The 18,246-nt window shown below is 44.6% G+C and carries 7 protein-coding genes; 3 read left to right on the forward strand and 4 right to left on the reverse strand.

Annotation, left to right across the window (positions count from 1 at the left end):
• Positions 1-94: 94 nt before the first annotated feature.
• Positions 95-1,138 (forward strand): type III polyketide synthase, encoded by a 1,044-nt coding sequence (locus FIU99_RS08175; RefSeq protein ID WP_006962227.1) that lies wholly within the window; start codon positions 95-97, stop codon positions 1,136-1,138.
• Positions 1,139-1,555: 417 nt separating this feature from the next.
• Here the strand turns inward: FIU99_RS08175 and FIU99_RS08180 are convergent, their stop codons facing one another.
• From FIU99_RS08180 to FIU99_RS08190, 3 genes are all read right to left on the reverse strand, one after another.
• Positions 1,556-2,434: a S41 family peptidase gene (locus FIU99_RS08180; RefSeq protein ID WP_006962228.1), complete on the reverse strand. Its 879-nt coding sequence runs from the start codon at positions 2,432-2,434 to the stop codon at positions 1,556-1,558.
• A 172-nt stretch (positions 2,435-2,606) separates the two neighbouring features.
• On the reverse strand, positions 2,607-3,608 hold the full coding sequence (locus FIU99_RS08185; protein ID WP_006962229.1) for a metal-dependent hydrolase: 1,002 nt from the start codon (positions 3,606-3,608) through the stop codon (positions 2,607-2,609).
• Between the two features lie 70 nt (positions 3,609-3,678).
• Complete coding sequence (locus tag FIU99_RS08190; RefSeq protein ID WP_006962230.1) at positions 3,679-4,530, reverse strand: MBL fold metallo-hydrolase; 852 nt, start codon at positions 4,528-4,530, stop codon at positions 3,679-3,681.
• Between the two features lie 530 nt (positions 4,531-5,060).
• Here FIU99_RS08190 and FIU99_RS08195 point away from each other — a divergent pair.
• Positions 5,061-6,203, forward strand: coding sequence for a gamma-glutamyl-gamma-aminobutyrate hydrolase family protein (locus tag FIU99_RS08195; protein ID WP_006962231.1), 1,143 nt, complete (start codon positions 5,061-5,063; stop codon positions 6,201-6,203).
• A gap of 110 nt (positions 6,204-6,313) precedes the next feature.
• Here the strand turns inward: FIU99_RS08195 and FIU99_RS08200 are convergent, their stop codons facing one another.
• Positions 6,314-6,823, reverse strand: coding sequence for an HDOD domain-containing protein (locus tag FIU99_RS08200; protein ID WP_050778646.1), 510 nt, complete (start codon positions 6,821-6,823; stop codon positions 6,314-6,316).
• 530 nt (positions 6,824-7,353) lie between these two features.
• On the opposite strand from FIU99_RS08200, the gene FIU99_RS08210 reads away from it, so the two are divergent.
• Positions 7,354-18,192: a VCBS domain-containing protein gene (locus FIU99_RS08210; RefSeq protein WP_152472174.1), complete on the forward strand. Its 10,839-nt coding sequence runs from the start codon at positions 7,354-7,356 to the stop codon at positions 18,190-18,192.
• Positions 18,193-18,246: the final 54 nt, after the last annotated feature.

Raw genomic sequence — 18,246 nt, forward strand, 5'->3', positions numbered from 1 at the left:
TTCAAGTTTGGATATACTAGAAAAATATATGAAATTAATTTAGTAAAGCATCCCTCCTCGTTTACTGGTAACTACAATCAAACGAGGTATTTCAATGAGCATTTTAACCAAACCTTCAGTTATATATCCCGAATACACCCTCACATCGGATGACATTGTCCATTTTATAGAGAGTTGTCACCCTGACTCCAAATACCGCTCAATCGCTATCGAAATGATAAAGCACACCACGATTCAAGAACGTCAAACCTGTATACCTTTTGATGCTATTTTAGACTTGAAAGGTTTTGAAAGTAGGCAAAACATTTACGAGCAGTTTGCCCGAGACTATTCACAGATAGTCGCAGAGCAAGCAATCATAAACTCTGGGTTAACCGCTAAAGACATAACCATGGTCATAGCTGTCTCATGTACTGGGTTTATGATGCCGTCTTTAACGGCCCATTTGATCAATGCATTAGATCTTAACCAGAGTACAATCCAACTTCCGGTGGCACAAATGGGCTGTGTCGCTGGTGCTTATGCCATGAATAGAGCTTACGAACATTGCCAACTGTCGAAGAGCAATAATGCTCTCATTGTGGCTCTAGAAACTTCCTCTCTATGCTTTGATCCCGAAGCAAATCAGCTTCAAGACTTTGTTTCTGATGCTATTTTTGGAGATGGAGCTGCTGGTGTTGTGATGAGAGGAGATGGCTTTGGTGAGGGTTTACAAATACAAAACTCAGAGAGTATTTTCTTAAAGGATACAGAAAATTACATTCAATATCAGATGACCGACAAAGGTTTCCAATTTTCATTGGATAAAAAAGTCATGTATTCAATAGAAAAGGTAGCTCCTTACTTACATCACTTTGCTACGACTTCAATAGGCAATAGTACAGACTTTGACTTCATCATCGCTCATACGGGGGGAAGAAGAATACTGGATGAACTGCAAAAGCACTTAGGGTTATCGCCAGATAAGCTGCAACATTCGCGAGAATCTTTAAGAGAACATGGAAATACATCAAGCGTATCAGTCATTGATGTACTACATCGCCACTACCTGACCTCCCAAAATGGTGAAAAAGGTATCGTTGTAGCATTTGGCCCAGGTTTCACGTCAGAAGTATTGTATGGTCAATGGCAAAGTTAAGCGAATGCTATAGATATTTATGAATAACAAGTGTGTCATTTACTACGACATCAAACATAACTCAGGTAATGAGATGGCGCTATGGCACGCTTACTTTTCAAAATAGGCTACTCTGCTCACTGTTGTTGTAACCCTTTCGGAGTACGTATCTTCTGAATTAATTCAATACTGTGAGGGTTAGTTTTAGGCTGGTTGTATTACGTTGTGAGGGATAGTCAGAAGTCGAAGTAGCAATAATGTTTATCGTATTTAGCAGCTCTTATGAATGGCCAAGCTACTCAATATAAGCTCGTTAATACTGTATTTTTCAGTACAGTCTATGTTCTTAGCTCGCAGCATTAGGGTGAGAACAATAGAACACCTCAATGCTGGGCTAAGTACACCAAGTTTTTCGCGTCAAAAGGTTTTTTAGTTACGTCACTGAATGGCTGTATGAGCTTCTTCTGGCAAACCCAACCTTTTTAACGCTACTTTAAGTGCATTATCCGAATTTGTATTAATATCAGGGATAACTCCGCCCTGCTCCCAATTTTTATTAGTAATAGGGTTGATTGCTTCACCAATAGGGATTGCAACTGATAACTCAGCTGTTAACTCAAACAACCTACAAGGGTGAGCTGCACCACCCGTTGCTTCCCCAATCAACACCGCTCGCTCAAGACACTGAAGGTTGTAGGAGAACTCTTCGGCAGCAGACAGAGTGCCTCTATCTGTTAACACATATAGGCTCAAATCAGGGTAACAATGACTACTATTATCAGTCCAGAACTCTTCTAGACAAGAGTCACCTCGCCAGCGAATTGTGTTTAACAAAACAGACTCACTATTATCGAAGAAATATGACGTAACTAGCTTAACCATATCAGGATGCCCCCCACCGTTGTTTCGAACATCGATAATGAGGTGTTCGATACCTTTCAATTGACCCAATATTTCATGAGCAACATTCGATGCAAAAGAAGGTGAGCAGAAACGGGACAGCTGTATATAGGCTATTTTATTAGTAATAAAAACTAGCTTTTCAAAGCCATAGTTGATGCTTTTAAATCGCTTCTCAGGTGGGACTATAGAATCATTAAATATGATCTTGAAATGCTTGTCCTTACATAAAGCAAATATGTCCTGCGTTAGTTTTTCAACGAAGCCTTCAACTAAGTCTTCACTCAGATACAAGCCTCGATCATAGTTTTGTCTCAGCATTAGACTTAGCTCTTTGCCAACAATAGGAAATACATAATTTTCCTCAAGCAAACGGGCTAACAAATCTACTATCTTTTGCTTATTTATTTCTTGCATCTGAATTCCTGCATATTATTAATTTACTTATTCGAATCGCTTTCAAAAACTTGTTCTAACGTGTTATTTAAGTAAATCAGGACGACAAGCGATCGCGAAAACACACTCGGATTTGGCGTTCAAGTTATTGTTTTAAGATAACATTCATTTCACTACTGCGATATCAAAGCCATTAAAAATCAACCAACATGTTCCAAAATCGTTGTCTAGTCGCGGGAGAATTGTCTCGGTGTGTGATGTACTGCGCGTGTGATTCCGAAGTCGCTGCAGGGGAAAGTTTGATACTCCACATTGGGTCAATCTGGTTTGGTAGCATGGAATAACGGACATCAATAACGCTCAGTTTGTCATTTGGGTGGATAGCTAGATAACCGTTTGAAAAGTGGCGAAAGCGCTCAAGATCTTTAGCCTGTTGTGAATTCTTCTCTAGCCATGGAAGATCTCTATTGATGTCAAACTTGGCAATTGATTCGCCGCTATAAACTTTGGTAGAGCTGCCTACCCTAATGGCGTCTACGTGATAGTGTTCGTCTGTTTCATAAATCACTTTCCACACCAGTATATTAGCAAAGCTCGGTTTCACCTCCATTCGGTTTGGAGAATGATTTCGCTCTTCGGCCAATTGCCAGCCCTCATTGTAAGCTCTCTCTTTTTGTATGACTCCAAGGGATAGATAGGTTAACCCCCATAGCAAAGCGATCCTTGCTCCCCAAGGTGTTCGCTTTCGGAACGTAACGGCAAGGCATATCAAAATCGGTAAAGTAAAAATGGGGTCGACCACGGACACCATGTTCCATGCATAACGCTCTTGAGAAAAAGGCCAAAGCAACTGCGTGCCGTAGGACGTACAGGCATCAAGCAACGCATGGGTACTAAAGCCAAGTGCGCAATATAACCAACTTTGACCAAACGCTAGCCCACACCTTCTAGCGAAGAGCCAATGCAAGACCAAAGCACAAAGCAAGCTACCGAAAGGGATAAATAGAAGAGAATGAGTAAACTGTCGATGATACTCCAGAAACAATAAAGGATCGTTAGAAGAGCGAATGAGGACATCCAAATCTGGTGACATCCCTGCAAGCATGCCCAAACCACCGGCAACAAGTAAGTGCTTTTTATTGCATACTGACTGAGGCAAAGCAGCCCCAATTAACCCCTGCGTTAATGGATCCATGTTTCTCCAAACCTGTACTCTTTTAAGAATCGAATCATCGGAAATTGTCCGAGTTTCAATTGGATAATGCTTAGTTAACTTGCGGTTTGCTCGCTTTCTGTTGTTCCTTTGTCGCTAAGTCTACTTGTTGGTCAACAAAGTTAAAAAAGTTATCTTCGCTAATAAAAGGGTTATTTGGACTTGCCTCTTTCACTCTATCTCGGTTGGAGAACAGGTTGTTTTTATGAGGGTGATTAGACAAGTTAACCGTTACAACTGGGCTACTCTCGGCGATTTTTTTGATTCTTTTCATGCTCGCGAAGTATTGCTTAGCGAGAGCAGGATTTTGGAAATTGACTCCATGCCCACCAACGACAAAAGCGCGATATTCGCTTCCGCTATCTTTAACTAAGAAATCAATCGACAAGTCACCTTCGGTATGCCCTGGCGTGATGTAAAACGTAAACTTTGTGTCGCCTAACAAAACTTCAGATTTATCTTCAGCAAATTTAAAGACTTTCGGTGGCATGAATTTATTTTCACCTTTACTCTTTTCTGATTGCTTTTTAGTTAGTTCTAAGCCCTTTTCTGTCATGATCACTTTTGAATTGTAGATGGATTGGAGAAACTCTGCCCCACCCACATGATCGGAATGTCCATGCGTTACAATAATATAGCTCACTGCTTTATCACCTAACCCTAACTTCTGTAAGTTTTGGGGAATCCATTTACTGTACGGAAAATCAAGGGTATCAATAATCACTAAGCCAGATGACGTATCTATCGCATAGGAAGAAACCCATTTGTCGCCAATGTAATAAACGTTGTCGAACATCTTAAACGGCTCAATATAGCCGTTCTCAGCACTCATCTTAGGTATACTCGTTTGCGAAAATGTTGATGCTGACAAAAACACTGTCATCAAACATAGAACTAAGCGCATTCCTTTCTCCCTAATGCCAATCAATAGCCAAAGTTCCACCGCCTTTGCCATTTTAGAATTAAACGCTGGTGTTTAGTTTGGCAGACTACCATACTGGATGTACAGACAGCACGCTATTATATGCATTTAGCTGAACATTCAATGACTTGGTATGGCGCTTAACTACCACACCCTGCTCGTACACCAAATGAAAATTATCGACTAAAGGAATAATGACAAAATGTCATAGAAAGACAGAATTTATAAAAACGTCTAAGAATCATTCACAAGCGATTCTGGCTGAGGTATACCTTAATCAATTCCAATTAAGCAGTTCTACATCTATCCATATTGCTGACTGATCACCCTAATAGTTATCTACTCCTCATTAAAGTTGATCACAGTTCTAAAAGTTATTGGAATACTGCGATATAGCCGCAGCTAAAGTAAGAAAAATCACACATTTTTCAAGGTACTGATACTGCTATATTACTTTGCTGAAGGTGATTGAGATATCGATACGTCAAAGGCAATTAAACAGGTATGTTCTCATGAAAGTAAAAATCGGGGTTACATTCAGGACTGACAACAGAGGTAAAGCGCATTCTGACTATGACTGTGTCGCTATCAACAGTATCAACTTGTTAAAAAATGACAAGGGAGACCCCCTTTTTCCTTTTACGGTGGAAGCTGTTACTTTGCCAAAAGGCGTTTCTGGCTCTGAGACTCCAATCCATGATGCTTCATGGACGGATCTCGATGGTATCGATATGCTTTATATTCCAGGCGGGCCTTTTGCAAACGACACCCAAGTGGCCACATCCGAAGAATCATCTACTGACCATTTAAAAGAAAAAGACTTTAATCGAGTGAATCCAAGCCCGACTAAAGCATCTGATATTCGCAAGCACAAAGAACACCAATTCCGCACTCAGTTTGAGCTCAAGATGATTGGTTACGCCAGACAGCGTGGTATTCCTATTCTTGCTGTTTGTGCTGGTTCTTGGCGCTTATTAGAAGCATACGGTGGCAAAGTCAGAACGATGGAACTCAATGAGAGAGCGGTTCACCACAACCCCAAAAACCCTTGGAGTATCTCTCATGCCGTTAAGTTACTTGGTGGCAAAATGCTAACTCAACTCATGCACAAAAAAGGAGTCAGCCCTTCAGATTTAGCGAAAGTAAACTCCACTCATTGGGCTGTAGCCGTAACAAGAGATCACCTATTAGAAAGTCGTGACTCAGGCACAACTGAAGCCAGTCGGCATTTAGAAATCAGCGCTGTATGTCAGGATACGAAAACGGTCGAAGCCTTTGAATCTTTATATGGCACGCCTGTTTTAGGAATCCAGTGGCATCCAGAATCTTATTTACCCACTATGCCCGGTTTACCCGATACGCCAACTGATGAGGCATATCAGACAGCCTTGAAAAGTCAGGCAATATTCTCTTTCATGGTTTGGGCAGCCTATGTCAGGCAAAAAGGCGTTCAGTCAGTCGCCGACGAGGTAAGAAAAGAACATGCCGCCTACCAACACCTAAAAACGGCCAAAGGTCTGTACACGAATAAAGATTTCGATAATGGACGTACGGCAATAAAACAGGCTGAAACAACACTTCGCCCAGATACGTGGACACCTAGAATGAAAAGGCTTCGCCAAGAGCTGTTAAAACTGGAAGAGTCACCAAACTAAGGTCGATGACAGTTAGTTAGGTGATGTAAGCTTCTCCCTATAGCAAGTTAACTGGAAAGGTACGCCTTAAATGGCGTGAGACTAACCAACCTAAAAAGTGTTGCCTAAAGCTATATGTCGCCATTGGCTTGTGTATATAAGTCATCGTAGTCGTCAAACCGTAAAGCCAACAAAGGAATGCCGCAATTATGAAATAGCCCAACGGTGTAAAGCATATCAATAGGAACTTTGTCTTTAATTCTATTACCAATAAATAGCATGGCATTTGCGACGTCCAAAGAGTCATCCCAAAAGCGTTCCAATGAAATTGAGGCTTTTCCTTGAAGGGCTGATTTAAGTAGTAAAGAGGTGACAAGGCTATTAATTGTTGTGAGCCCGATAATCATGACAGCCTGCTTTATCTCAGATATCGTTCTGCTCATACCATAGTATGGCGAATTAATTACCTTCAATATGGCAGATGAAAGTCCAATGTCACTTGAAATTAAATCCGCCACGAGATTGATGTCAGGCTCTGATGCTTTCATTATTTCCTGCAATTCCGACAACGCTTTAGGCTTAGCAGGTACTTGAAAACTAGATATCACCGATGCCATTTTTCCTTCATCAATATCAATCATCTTGTCTTCCCGTTCCCACTAACGTATCCAATCCTCTAAGAATAGTTAAGACGCAAATAAGTACAAACCGCTTGATATGGATAAGTCTAATCGTCAGGCTACCAAGCCGTACCAAGCCGTACCAAGCACGGACGGCACAGAAACAGTACCAGCGAATAGCCTTAACACATCCAAGGTGGCTTTTGACCAGTAATGCGCTCGGTCATCACTCATGCCCATTTTTTCTAGCTTAAATTCGAGATGGTATCTGAGCCTATTTTCAGCCCTTCACCACCATGCGCTTTGCTATACCAATCTGCGACTGCCCAATACTTTTAATCCAATCTATACGCTCACAAACTGATCGGTTAAATAATAATTCGAAGCGTCCACTAAATAGTTACTAGTAATATATTTGGATACACTGGCGCACATTTAAGAAGAACAACCTTAACTCTAATTTTTTCTTTAAAAATTATTTAATTAGCTAGCGAAAGCCCTATCTGTGTATTTTACTTAACAGAGAGCAACCAAGATTCGCGGATGAGAAGATGGCTAAAAACAACAACGTCAATACAGATAAAAAAAATACCAAAATAGAGATTGAAAAAAGCAGCGAACTAAAGCCAAAAGAAAGAACAAAAAAGAAGAAGCTCAGGCTGCATTCACACCTGAGGGTTAACATCCCACTCTTCCAGTCTCTCATGATGATCTTACCATCATTAGCTAAGCACGCAGAAGCTACCGAGGGGTCAGGTGATTCTACCCATGACAACGATGTAACAACGACAAACAGTGTTGCAGATGAAACCATCGTCGATAAACAAGAAAATGCAGCACCCTTAGAAGCCACTCATCAAAGCACTCAAATAAATGAGCGCCAAGAAAACCCCAATACCACTGGAAGTGAGGGCCCTCATGGAGCAAGCACGCATTTAGTTCCTTCCCACCACCTATCTACGCTTTCACACCCGCAAGTTCATTACATCCCTTCGACCTCCATGCCAACCATTTCTGCAGGAGGTAACGGTCAGCCAACTCATTCAAACACGCCCCCTACACCAACTTTACCAGTCACTTTTATTCCAGAGGTGATCAAGGGGACGTACGGAGAGCTTCATGTTGATGTAAACGGCCAATACACGTTCGTATTAAACCCAAACTCACCTCAATACATCTTGCTGAATCAACACCAACAAGGTACTGATCACTTTGCGTTGCATCTTTCTAATGGCGCGAGCATCGTTGTTCAGATACCGGTAACTGGTAAGCAAGACTTACCAAGTATTTCTGGCGATTTAACAGGGGTCGTTACCGAAGATCACAATATCGATTCACAAGGCTTGCTGCATGCGAATGGTAAAATTGACGTCATTGACCCTGACCAAAATGAAAGTTCAGTCACTCCAGAAGTTATTTCAGGTAAATATGGCTCATTAAACATAGAGGCCGATGGACACTGGCAGTATCAAGTAGACAACTCGCTTTCTAACGTTCAAGCATTAACCGGGGCGACTTCACTGCATGAAAGTTTCACGATCCACACTAAAGATGGCACGCCGCAAACCATTGATATGACCATTGGGGGCAACGATGACAATGCGGTTATCACCGGTGTGGACGCGGGCTCGGTCTTAGAGGATCTAACTACTCAAGTACAAGGACAACTTTCAGTAACAGACCCAGACCTTGGAGAAGACCATTTTCAAGCCTCTCAAGTTAATGGCCATCTAGGTACGTTAACCATCGGCAAAGATGGAGCATGGACTTACGACCTCGATAACACCAATCCAACCGTGCAAGCCTTGGGTAAAGGCTCGACGGCGACTGATACGATTACCGTTCATTCGGTAGATGGTACGCCACATCAAATCACAGTCACCATTAACGGCACCAATGATCGCCCTACTATCTCCGGCACCTCAAGTGGCGCAGTGATCGAACAAGGTTTGAATACGGCAGGAAAACCCGATGCGGCAGGGAGTTTAAGAGTAACTGATTTAGACAAGTCTGACACCATTACGTGGGCAATTAACCAACCCCAAGGCCAATGGGGAATGTTGTCGATTGATCAGAATGGACATTGGCACTATCAGCTAGACAATTCGACCGGTGGTGCCACGGATAAGCTCGCGGCTGGTGAGCATCAGTCTGAATCATTCTGGATCACCGCTACCGATTCAGCTGGAGCAACAGTCCCTCATAAAATCGTTATCGATGTACAAGGTAGCAACGACAAACCGATTGTCAGTGCGTGGACTCAGCTTCCTGCGGGCAAAGAAGATCAACCTTTAACCATAAAAGCTTCTGATTTGCTAACGCATGCAAGCGATGTTGATAGTAGCGATGTTTTGCATGTGACGAATCTGCAAGTCACTCACGGACACCTGGTCGACAACAAAGACGGCACTTATACCTTCACGCCAGACAAAGACTTCAATGGTGAGATTCGACTCACCTATGATGTCGTTGACGGCCATGGTGGTAGCGTCAGCACTCAAGCTAAGTTTGACCTTACCGCAACTCCAGATAACGCGATTATTACAGACGCACAAACCAATGCAGACTTAAGGGGAGTGACTGAAGATCGTGGTTACATAGATACCCACTACCAACTGCATTACGACGGCAAACTAAACATCCAAGACCCTGATGCGGGAGAGGCTCAGTTTGATCCGAATATTGGTCCACAAACCTATCAAGGTATTGGCTACGACACCAAGCTCGGTGGTCATATCCTGATAATGCAGGATGGTCGCTACACCTATACCATCCGAGATCATCAACCATTGGTGCAGAACCTGAAAGAGGGTGAAACCATCACTGATGAGTGTGTGGTGAAATCGCAAGATGGCACCCCTTTCACCATAAAAGTGAGCATACACGGCACTAATGATGCGCCAACCTTAACCGCCCAACACCACTCTGTAACGGAAGATGGTTCTTTGTTATCAGGACAGATGGTTGGGAGTGACATCGACCACGATGCCACTCTAACTTATTCCATTGCTCAACCCGTTGATGGATTAACCTTTAACGCGGATGGTAGCTATAGTTTTGATCCAACAAATGCCAGCTATCAACACCTCTCAAAAGGGCAGACGCAAACAGTCACTATTCCCGTCTCGGTCACAGACGAGCATGGCGCAAGTACCACTGAGAATCTTGAGATTGTAATTACAGGCACCAACGATGCAGCTACGGTGTCAGGTGTGGATACTGGTGATGTGCATGAGAATCAGGCTGGGAAAAATATGTCGCCTGACTACGCCCAACCGGGCATGGCGAAAATTAGTCATGATGCACTCACCACCTCAGGTCAGTTATCAATTGTTGACCCAGATACAAATGAAGCAACGTTCGATACCAAGGGCGGAGTTTACTCTTATCATGGCCAATATGGGCACCTGCTACTTCGAGGCGATGGACACTGGGACTATGCAGTCGCAGCGGGACAAACGGATTGGCAACACCAAGGTGTTAGTACAACCGCAGGCTCAACCATCGACAAGCTCGGGGCTGGAGAAACTCTAACCGATACCATCACAATTCAAACCAAAGATGGTACTACCCATGACATTGTGGTCACGATTCATGGCGACAATGACGCGCCTTATGTTTCTGGTGAAGTTCAACTTAATTCCGGGAAAGAAGATTTACCACAAACCCTTACTCAGGCTGAGTTACTCGCCAATAGTATTGATGTTGACCATAATGATATAGGCAAACTGAGCATTGCCAATCTGCATGCCGACCATGGTTCTATTCTTGATAATAAAGATGGCACTTATACCTTCACGCCTGATAAAGATTACAACGGCCAAGTTCACTTTACCTATGATGTAAAAGACGCACATGGTGGGGTTACCCATGCAGGGGCGACGATGACATTGACTGCCGTTAAAGATGCCGCAACATTCTCGGGACAAGACACAGGACATGTTCAAGAAGATGTGCATGTTCAAGGTACTTCGCCTAATACCGTTGCAGTGTCTGGTGTACTCCTTGTTACTGACCCTGATGCAGGAGAGGCGCAGTTTATTCACAGCCGAAATGTGCATGCTGTAAGCGATCCGTTCGGAGGAAATTTATCGATAGGTAAAGCCGGGGATTGGACATACTCAGTACCTAACCCCAACATTCAACACCTTGCTCAAGGTGAGAAAGTGGATGTAATTTATCAAGTTAGAACGCGTGGTGGTGATACTCATGACATCACTGTTACGGTGATGGGTACTAACGATCAGCCAACAATTACAGCAACGACACTGGCTCACGGCACAGAAGATACACACTACCAAATGCAGGCGAGTCAGTTCGGATTCACCGACGTCGATACAGGCGATACGCTTCACTCTATAGCGATCACTGATCTGCCACCAGCAGCTCAAGGTAAGTTTTTACTCGATGGACACGACATCACCGCAGGTCAGAGTATTGCAGCCTCCGATATCGCTAAACTTCAGTTTGTCCCTACCCCGAACTTCAACGGTGATGTTCAATTCAAATTCACGGTGAATGATGGACATGTCGATTCACAAGAAGCAACCAACACTCTGCATATTGACGCGGTTAGCGATGCTGCACAGTTCACTGGCCGCGATACGGGAGATGTTCATGAAGGACATACCTATACAGCGCCAGACGGTTCTATGTCTGGCGGATACGTCGATGATCGTTCACCAGATCATATGCATGGAAACATCGGTAAAATATGGAACGATGAAATACACACTGATGGCCACTTGAGCATCGTTGATCCAGACTCCGGTGAGAGCCATGCTAAAACAGGCACTTACCAGGGTACACACGGACATGTGATACTCCAGAGTAACGGAGATTGGAGCTACTACGCTTCCATAGGTCAAGACGCGACGGGTAGAAAAATTGATCATCTAGGTCAAGGTGAATCGATAACCGATACTGTTACCGTCAAATCGGCTGATGGTACCACTCACGACATTCATATCACCATTCATGGCGACAATGACCGTCCGTACTGCTCTTCAGAAGTTCAGCTCAACAGCGGAAAAGAAGATCTCGCACAAACCATCACAACAACTGAGTTGCTTGCAAATACTGTCGATGTGGATACTAACGATGCCGGGCAACTCTCTATCGCAAATCTGCATGCGGATCACGGCACTCTCGTCGATAATAAGGATGGTACATTCACCTTCACTCCAGACCATAATTTCAACGGTAAAGTGCATTTCACTTATGACGTCAAAGATGCTCATGGTGGCGTTACTCATACTGGCGCGTCTACCACGCTGTTGCCGAGCAATGATGCTGCCACACTGCAACCGACACTCGCCTCAAACTTTGTAACTGAAGATCATCTTAAATCGGGAACCAGCACCAATGCGTTATGGTCAGGTTGGAAAAACCTCGATATTCAGGATATTGACTCGCCATCGGAAGCGAAAGTTACTCAAATAGAGGTCAACGGTGTTAAGCATACGGTACCAGCAAACTTCGCGATGAACCTTGCAGGCGTCCACGGTACCTTCAACTTCACTCATTCAACCGATGGCCACGATAAATGGAGCTACAGTGCGGACAATAGTCATACTGAAGTTCAATCACTAAGTCACGGCGATTCACTGACTGATACGATCACTCTAATCACCGCAGATGGGACACGAATCCCGCTGACAGCCAAAATCTTAGGTACCGATGATCATGTGATTATTGATACGCCTGACGCATTAGCAGCTGCATTGGGAACGGCTGTTGAGGACAAGGTTACCTCTATTTCAGGCACCTTACTCGCGCACGATTCCGACAGTAAAGATTCCGTCACCTTTACCGCAGGTAACTCTGTTGGCGCTTACGGTACGCTTCATGTGGATAGCAATGGGCAATGGCATTATGACCTAGACCACTCAAAGGCCAATGCGCTACAACAAGGTGAGACAAAGGCAGAAGGCTTTGATATCACAGCGATATCGACTGACGGCTCAACCGCAACTAAACATATTGAAGTGCTAGTTCAAGGGAGTAATGACAAGGCAACGATATCCGTCACCTCAAACCCAGATGTGTATGAAGATCGCTCTTCAACGCCCGTCGAGATCATATCAGGTAAACTGAGTGCCCTCGATCCTGACCACGACCAAGCAGCATTCTCAACGGATGTGGGCAAACGCCATGATCCATTTAACAGTGGCGTGCACGGTGGTCTTCACATTTCCAAAGATGGTTCTTGGACTTATACCGTTAACAACAGCCAAATTCAGCAATTGGCAACTGGGCAAGAGGAGCATGTCCAATACAACGTACATACTGTTGGCGGTGATTATCATGTCATTGATATTAAGATCGTGGGAACCAACGATATACCAACCGTATCCGCAACCACTCTTGCCCATGGCACGGAAGATACACACTATCAAATGCAGGCCAGTCAGTTCGGTTTCACTGATGTCGACACTGGCGATACGCTGCACTCAATCGCGATCACTGACCTGCCGCCAGCGACTCAAGGTAAGTTTGTACTCGATGGACACTATATCACTGCTGGTCAAAGTATCGCGACTGCCGATATAGCTAAGCTTCAGTTTGTCCCAGCCACCGACTTTAACGGCGATGTTCAGTTTAAATTTACCGTTAACGACGGACATGCTAGCTCTGCAGAAGCAACTAACACATTACATATCGATGCGGTTGGAGATGCTGCAACCATATCAGGTGTAGACACAGGTAGTGTCACCGAAGATAGGAATGTCCATCCTTCAGTACAAGGCAACTACTCTAATAAATTAGAAGCTCAGGGACACCTTACGGCCATCGACCCTGATGCTGGAGAATCAGGCTTTGATTACCACACGCTGATCAGCGCTCCCTCGCATCCTAACTGGGCACCTTACCGATCCGCACTTGGTGGTGAGTTAGAAATCGATCAACAAGGAAGATGGCACTATTACATCGATAATCGTAAGTCTGAAGTTCAAAGTTTAGGCGTAGGTGAAACGCTCACGGATACCGTCACTATCCAATCTAAAGATGGCACGCCACATGTGATTACTCTCACTATTAATGGCACCAATGATGATCCCGTTTTATCGGTAACCCAAACCACTCCAACAACGGGCACGCTGACCGAAACTGATGTTGACGTGAACGACACGCATACCTTCTCTGTCGTCAATTCAACAGGTCAATTCGGTTCGCTATCAGTCGACCCAGATTCAGGCGCGTATGTGTATACAGCCAACGGTTCGGTTGCTGGGATGAGTTACAACGCGGCGACACACACATATCACGGCACCGATGTGTTTGAAGTCAAAGTGGCTGACAATCACGGTGGTGAATCGTCAAAGTTCATCACCTTTGATGCCAACGGTCATGTTTCAGTTGTGTCAGGTCAATCACCGACGATTTCAACCTCTGTGCCTTCCAATCCACTGGTAACGAACACACAGCCAAGTTTACCAACTGGGACAAACACTCCGCCAAATAATGCGGTCACCGTCGACATAGCGGCATCTAGTGATACTGGTACTTCCGATACCGATAACCTCACTAAAGACAGCACTCCAACAATCACCGGGCATACGGATATTCCTTACTCACAAGTCACCATCTATGATGGCTCCACACCTATTGGGCATGCGGTATCTGATGGCTCGGGGCAGTATAGTGTGACGGTAAGCAGCTTATCGAATGGCGATCATAATCTTTCTGCCAAAGCGTTGGCTCCTTCTTCAGTTTTACCAGCAACATCATCCATTCTTTCATTGCATGTTGATACTGTAGTCGCACCGCTTCAAGTCTCGTTAACCCACGACACAGGAATCAATTCGTCTGATTTGATCACTCACGATGGTTCACTGACTATCACTGGACAAGAAACAGGCGCAACCGTTGAGTACTCGACCGACAACGGACACACATGGACATCGAGTTTCACCCCTCAACAAGGCTCAAATACCGTTAGCGTGAGACAAACTGATATTGCCGGAAATGTTTCCGCGAGCAGTTCTTTAACTTTCACTTTGGATAACACCGCCACAGCACCAAGCGTTTCCCTTACCTCAGATTCAGGGAGTTCCTCTTCAGATAATATTACTAACGTTGGAGATCTGAACGTTGGAGGCATCGAACAAGGTGCAACAGTGGAATATTCTACTGACAATGGTGTGCATTGGAGTACTCAGTTCACTCCAAATGAGGGTGTTAATAACGTTCAAGTTAGACAGACTGATGTGTCGGGTAACGTATCTCCTTCTACATCGCTCACCTACACCTTAGACACTCAAACCGACATACGAGTGAATTCCGCTCAGGTCGACCAACATGGTCAAGGCATGATGGTGCAAGTGTACTTACCTAAGGATTCAGAAGTCACGCTTCTCGAAATTACCAGTGACGGCGGTGGCGCGCCTCTGCTTGTCGACCTGAAAACGGTGCAGAGACAAGGGACGGGGACAAGTGTTAGTCACCCTGACCATCAATATCAAGAGTTTGTTGGCATAGACTTATCTTCGTTACCGGATGGTCATTTAACAATTCGAGTCGCAGGCACAGATGCTGCAGGCAATACCGTCACTGCTCAATCATCAGCAAGTTCGAATTATGTATTAGACACAGCCGCTAGCGTTAGCGATGATAGCAACACAGCCGTTGAAGACTCAACGACACCAGTCTCAGGCAACCTACTAAGCAACGATGCTGATGCGACTACTGTTACCACAACAGGTGACATTCAGGGTACTTACGGGACATTCCATTTAAGTTCAGACGGTCGTTACACTTACACCTTAAACAACCAACTGAGCGTAATTCAGCAGCTTGATTCTACTTCATCACCTCTCGTCGATAGTATCGCCTACACTGCGCGCGACAACCATGGCAACCAAGCGACAGCGCATCTTGCGATATCCATCCAAGGCACCGACGATAACCATACTCCCGTCGTCACTGCCCATTCCGTTTCAACGAATGAGGATACAACTCATACTTTTTCTACCGCCGAATTTGGCTATACCGATCAAGATGGCGATGCCCTTCACTTCATCACCGTTGGCCAATTGCCTGCAAATGGTTTATTGCTTCTCAATGGCAAAGCGGTAACCACCAACCAGCAAATCAGTAAAGCTGACTTAGACGCCGGTCATTTGACCTTCACTCCAATCCACAACGAAAACGGTACCAACTATGCGCACTTTACGTTTACTGCCAATGATGGCCAACAAGATTCAGCAAGTGCGACAATGACATTGAACGTCAATGCAGTGAATGACGATCCAACTGTAGGTTCTAGCTTCAAGAGTTCTCCCGAAGATACGCCTATGCGCTTTACGAAAGCCGATTTCAAATATTCCGATGTCGATGGTGATGCACTGAGCCATATCACCATCACTCATGTGGCACACGGGACACTGAGTTTAAATGGGCATAGTGTGAGTGTTGGCGATGATGTTTCCGCTGCAGATGTTTCTTCGTTAGTCTTCACTCCAACACTCAACTACTCCAGTGCCGGTTTAAACGGACTAGGAGCTGTCCAATTTACAGCGAATGACGGCCACACTGACTCGAAAGAAGGATCTATATTCATTAATATTGCCCCTGTCGATGACCCTGCCACATTCAGCGGTGATTCCACAGGTCGCACTCAAGAAGATACTCATACCCAAGCCTCTGGCACATTGAGTGTGACTGATCCTGATGGCACACAAGGTTTCATTGCCGTTCAAGGTGGCGCTGGCATTGTGGGAAGCAAAGGATACGGGCACGCCCACATAGACAGCAACGGACATTGGACCTACAACCTCTATAACAACCACACGATTGTTCAACAGTTGAAACAAGGACAAACTGATACTGAGACAATCACCGTACAAGCAAAAGATGGTACAACGCATGACATCGTCATTACGATAACAGGTACTAACGACGCACCTACTGTCTCAGAACACACCCCGGGTAGCAGTCACTCAGTAAACGAAGACACTAACCCGAACGCTAGAGGGCAACTTGATATAAGTGACATTGATGGTGATGCAGTTAGCGTAACTGTAGACCCAGGCCAAAGTGCTCAATTTGGTTCTGTTCAATTTGACAGCCAAACCAACACTTGGGCTTATCACTTAAACAATGCCAACCCTCAAGTTGATGCATTAAACGACGGCGATACACTTACCGATAGGTTCACATTGCTTGTCGATGACGGACATGGAGGTAAGGTTTCGAAAGAGATTGTCATGACCATCAATGGTCACACCGATCCTATACCCTACACGCCACCAACCATCAGTGTCACTGTCGATACAAGAAATGCTCACCATGTGACTGCGGGTATTACCGCAAGCACAGTACAAGCTTATGCCCATAGCATCGGACAATCCGCTCGAACAGTGTCAGGTCACCATGAGATTGAAGGTCATGGGCACAGTGAAATATTCATTGTGCAAGGCAGCCTTCACGAAGAAGCTGAACTGAAGAGTGGTAATGATATCTTGTATATAGGAGGTCGATTAACCGACGAGGAAATCGAAGGTGGGAGTGGTCGTGATACGCTCATTCTAGGTGCTTACAACCGCAACAATGCACCAAGACTGCACAGTGACAAAATAGGTAATATGGAAATAGAAAGTATCGAAAATATTATCTTGGGTGACGGAACGGTATTGAAAGGTCACTTGCCACCTAACTTCCCTTCTATCGGACACGATCACTATGAAGTGCCAGTGAATATCCAAGCCCATTTATCTTCCAGTGATGAATCGGTTTCGAGTATTCGACTTACTCACCTACAACAAGGGTTAACGCTACAAAGCAATGGACATAACATCAATGCTAATCAGGATGGTAGTTACACCGTGCCAACCAATGGGCATTTGGTTGTCATCTCCGCACACCCAATCAGCAGCGGGCATCACTATTTTGAAACAGAGGTAACTACGCATAACTCAGTAACAGGCGTTACCGCTGTAACAACAGAAGATCTGCACGGACATATTCAAAGCCATGTAAATCCGCCGTCTCCACCACCACCGCCAGTTCAACACGATGAGCCAGACTTCTCACCGTTAGATAGCGTACAGGACTTTACGGTCACTTTAGACGACTCGTTAAGTGCGGACGCACCTTTGGATAATCATGCTCAAGTCAGTCATGAACACCCTGTTGGTGCTGCGGCTTATTTGGATGCCCTAGGTATTCAGCCGAATGCATCGAATACCACCGAGCACGATCAGCCTGCTGACATGGACATAGTGCTTGCACAAGTCGACCAACAACATGCTGCAGATTACGATCAAACGCATTTGGATATGTCGGATGCACTTGAACACCATGATGCAGCCAATAACCACAACCAAGATGATGAACACCATCATCACAACGACGCAGATGGACTACCAGACATAGATCCAAATAACTAATGGTGGGTGATTAATCATTAGTGAAGAAAACAAAAGGGAGCACGCTATGTGCTC

It is taken from the genome of Vibrio sp. THAF64 (assembly GCF_009363455.1).
In the GTDB taxonomy this organism is placed as follows: domain Bacteria; phylum Pseudomonadota; class Gammaproteobacteria; order Enterobacterales; family Vibrionaceae; genus Vibrio; species Vibrio coralliilyticus.

Excerpts from the sequence above, each read along its gene's own strand:
- FIU99_RS08175 (WP_006962227.1), top strand. The coding sequence starts at position 95 with ATGAGCATTTTAACCAAACCTTCAGTTATATATCCCGAATACACCCTC.
- FIU99_RS08180 (WP_006962228.1), bottom strand. The coding sequence starts at position 2,434 with ATGCAAGAAATAAATAAGCAAAAGATAGTAGATTTGTTAGCCCGTTTG.
- FIU99_RS08185 (WP_006962229.1), bottom strand. The coding sequence starts at position 3,608 with ATGGATCCATTAACGCAGGGGTTAATTGGGGCTGCTTTGCCTCAGTCA.
- FIU99_RS08190 (WP_006962230.1), bottom strand. The coding sequence starts at position 4,530 with ATGCGCTTAGTTCTATGTTTGATGACAGTGTTTTTGTCAGCATCAACA.
- FIU99_RS08195 (WP_006962231.1), top strand. The coding sequence starts at position 5,061 with ATGAAAGTAAAAATCGGGGTTACATTCAGGACTGACAACAGAGGTAAA.
- FIU99_RS08200 (WP_050778646.1), bottom strand. The coding sequence starts at position 6,823 with ATGATTGATATTGATGAAGGAAAAATGGCATCGGTGATATCTAGTTTT.
- FIU99_RS08210 (WP_152472174.1), top strand. The coding sequence starts at position 7,354 with ATGGCTAAAAACAACAACGTCAATACAGATAAAAAAAATACCAAAATA.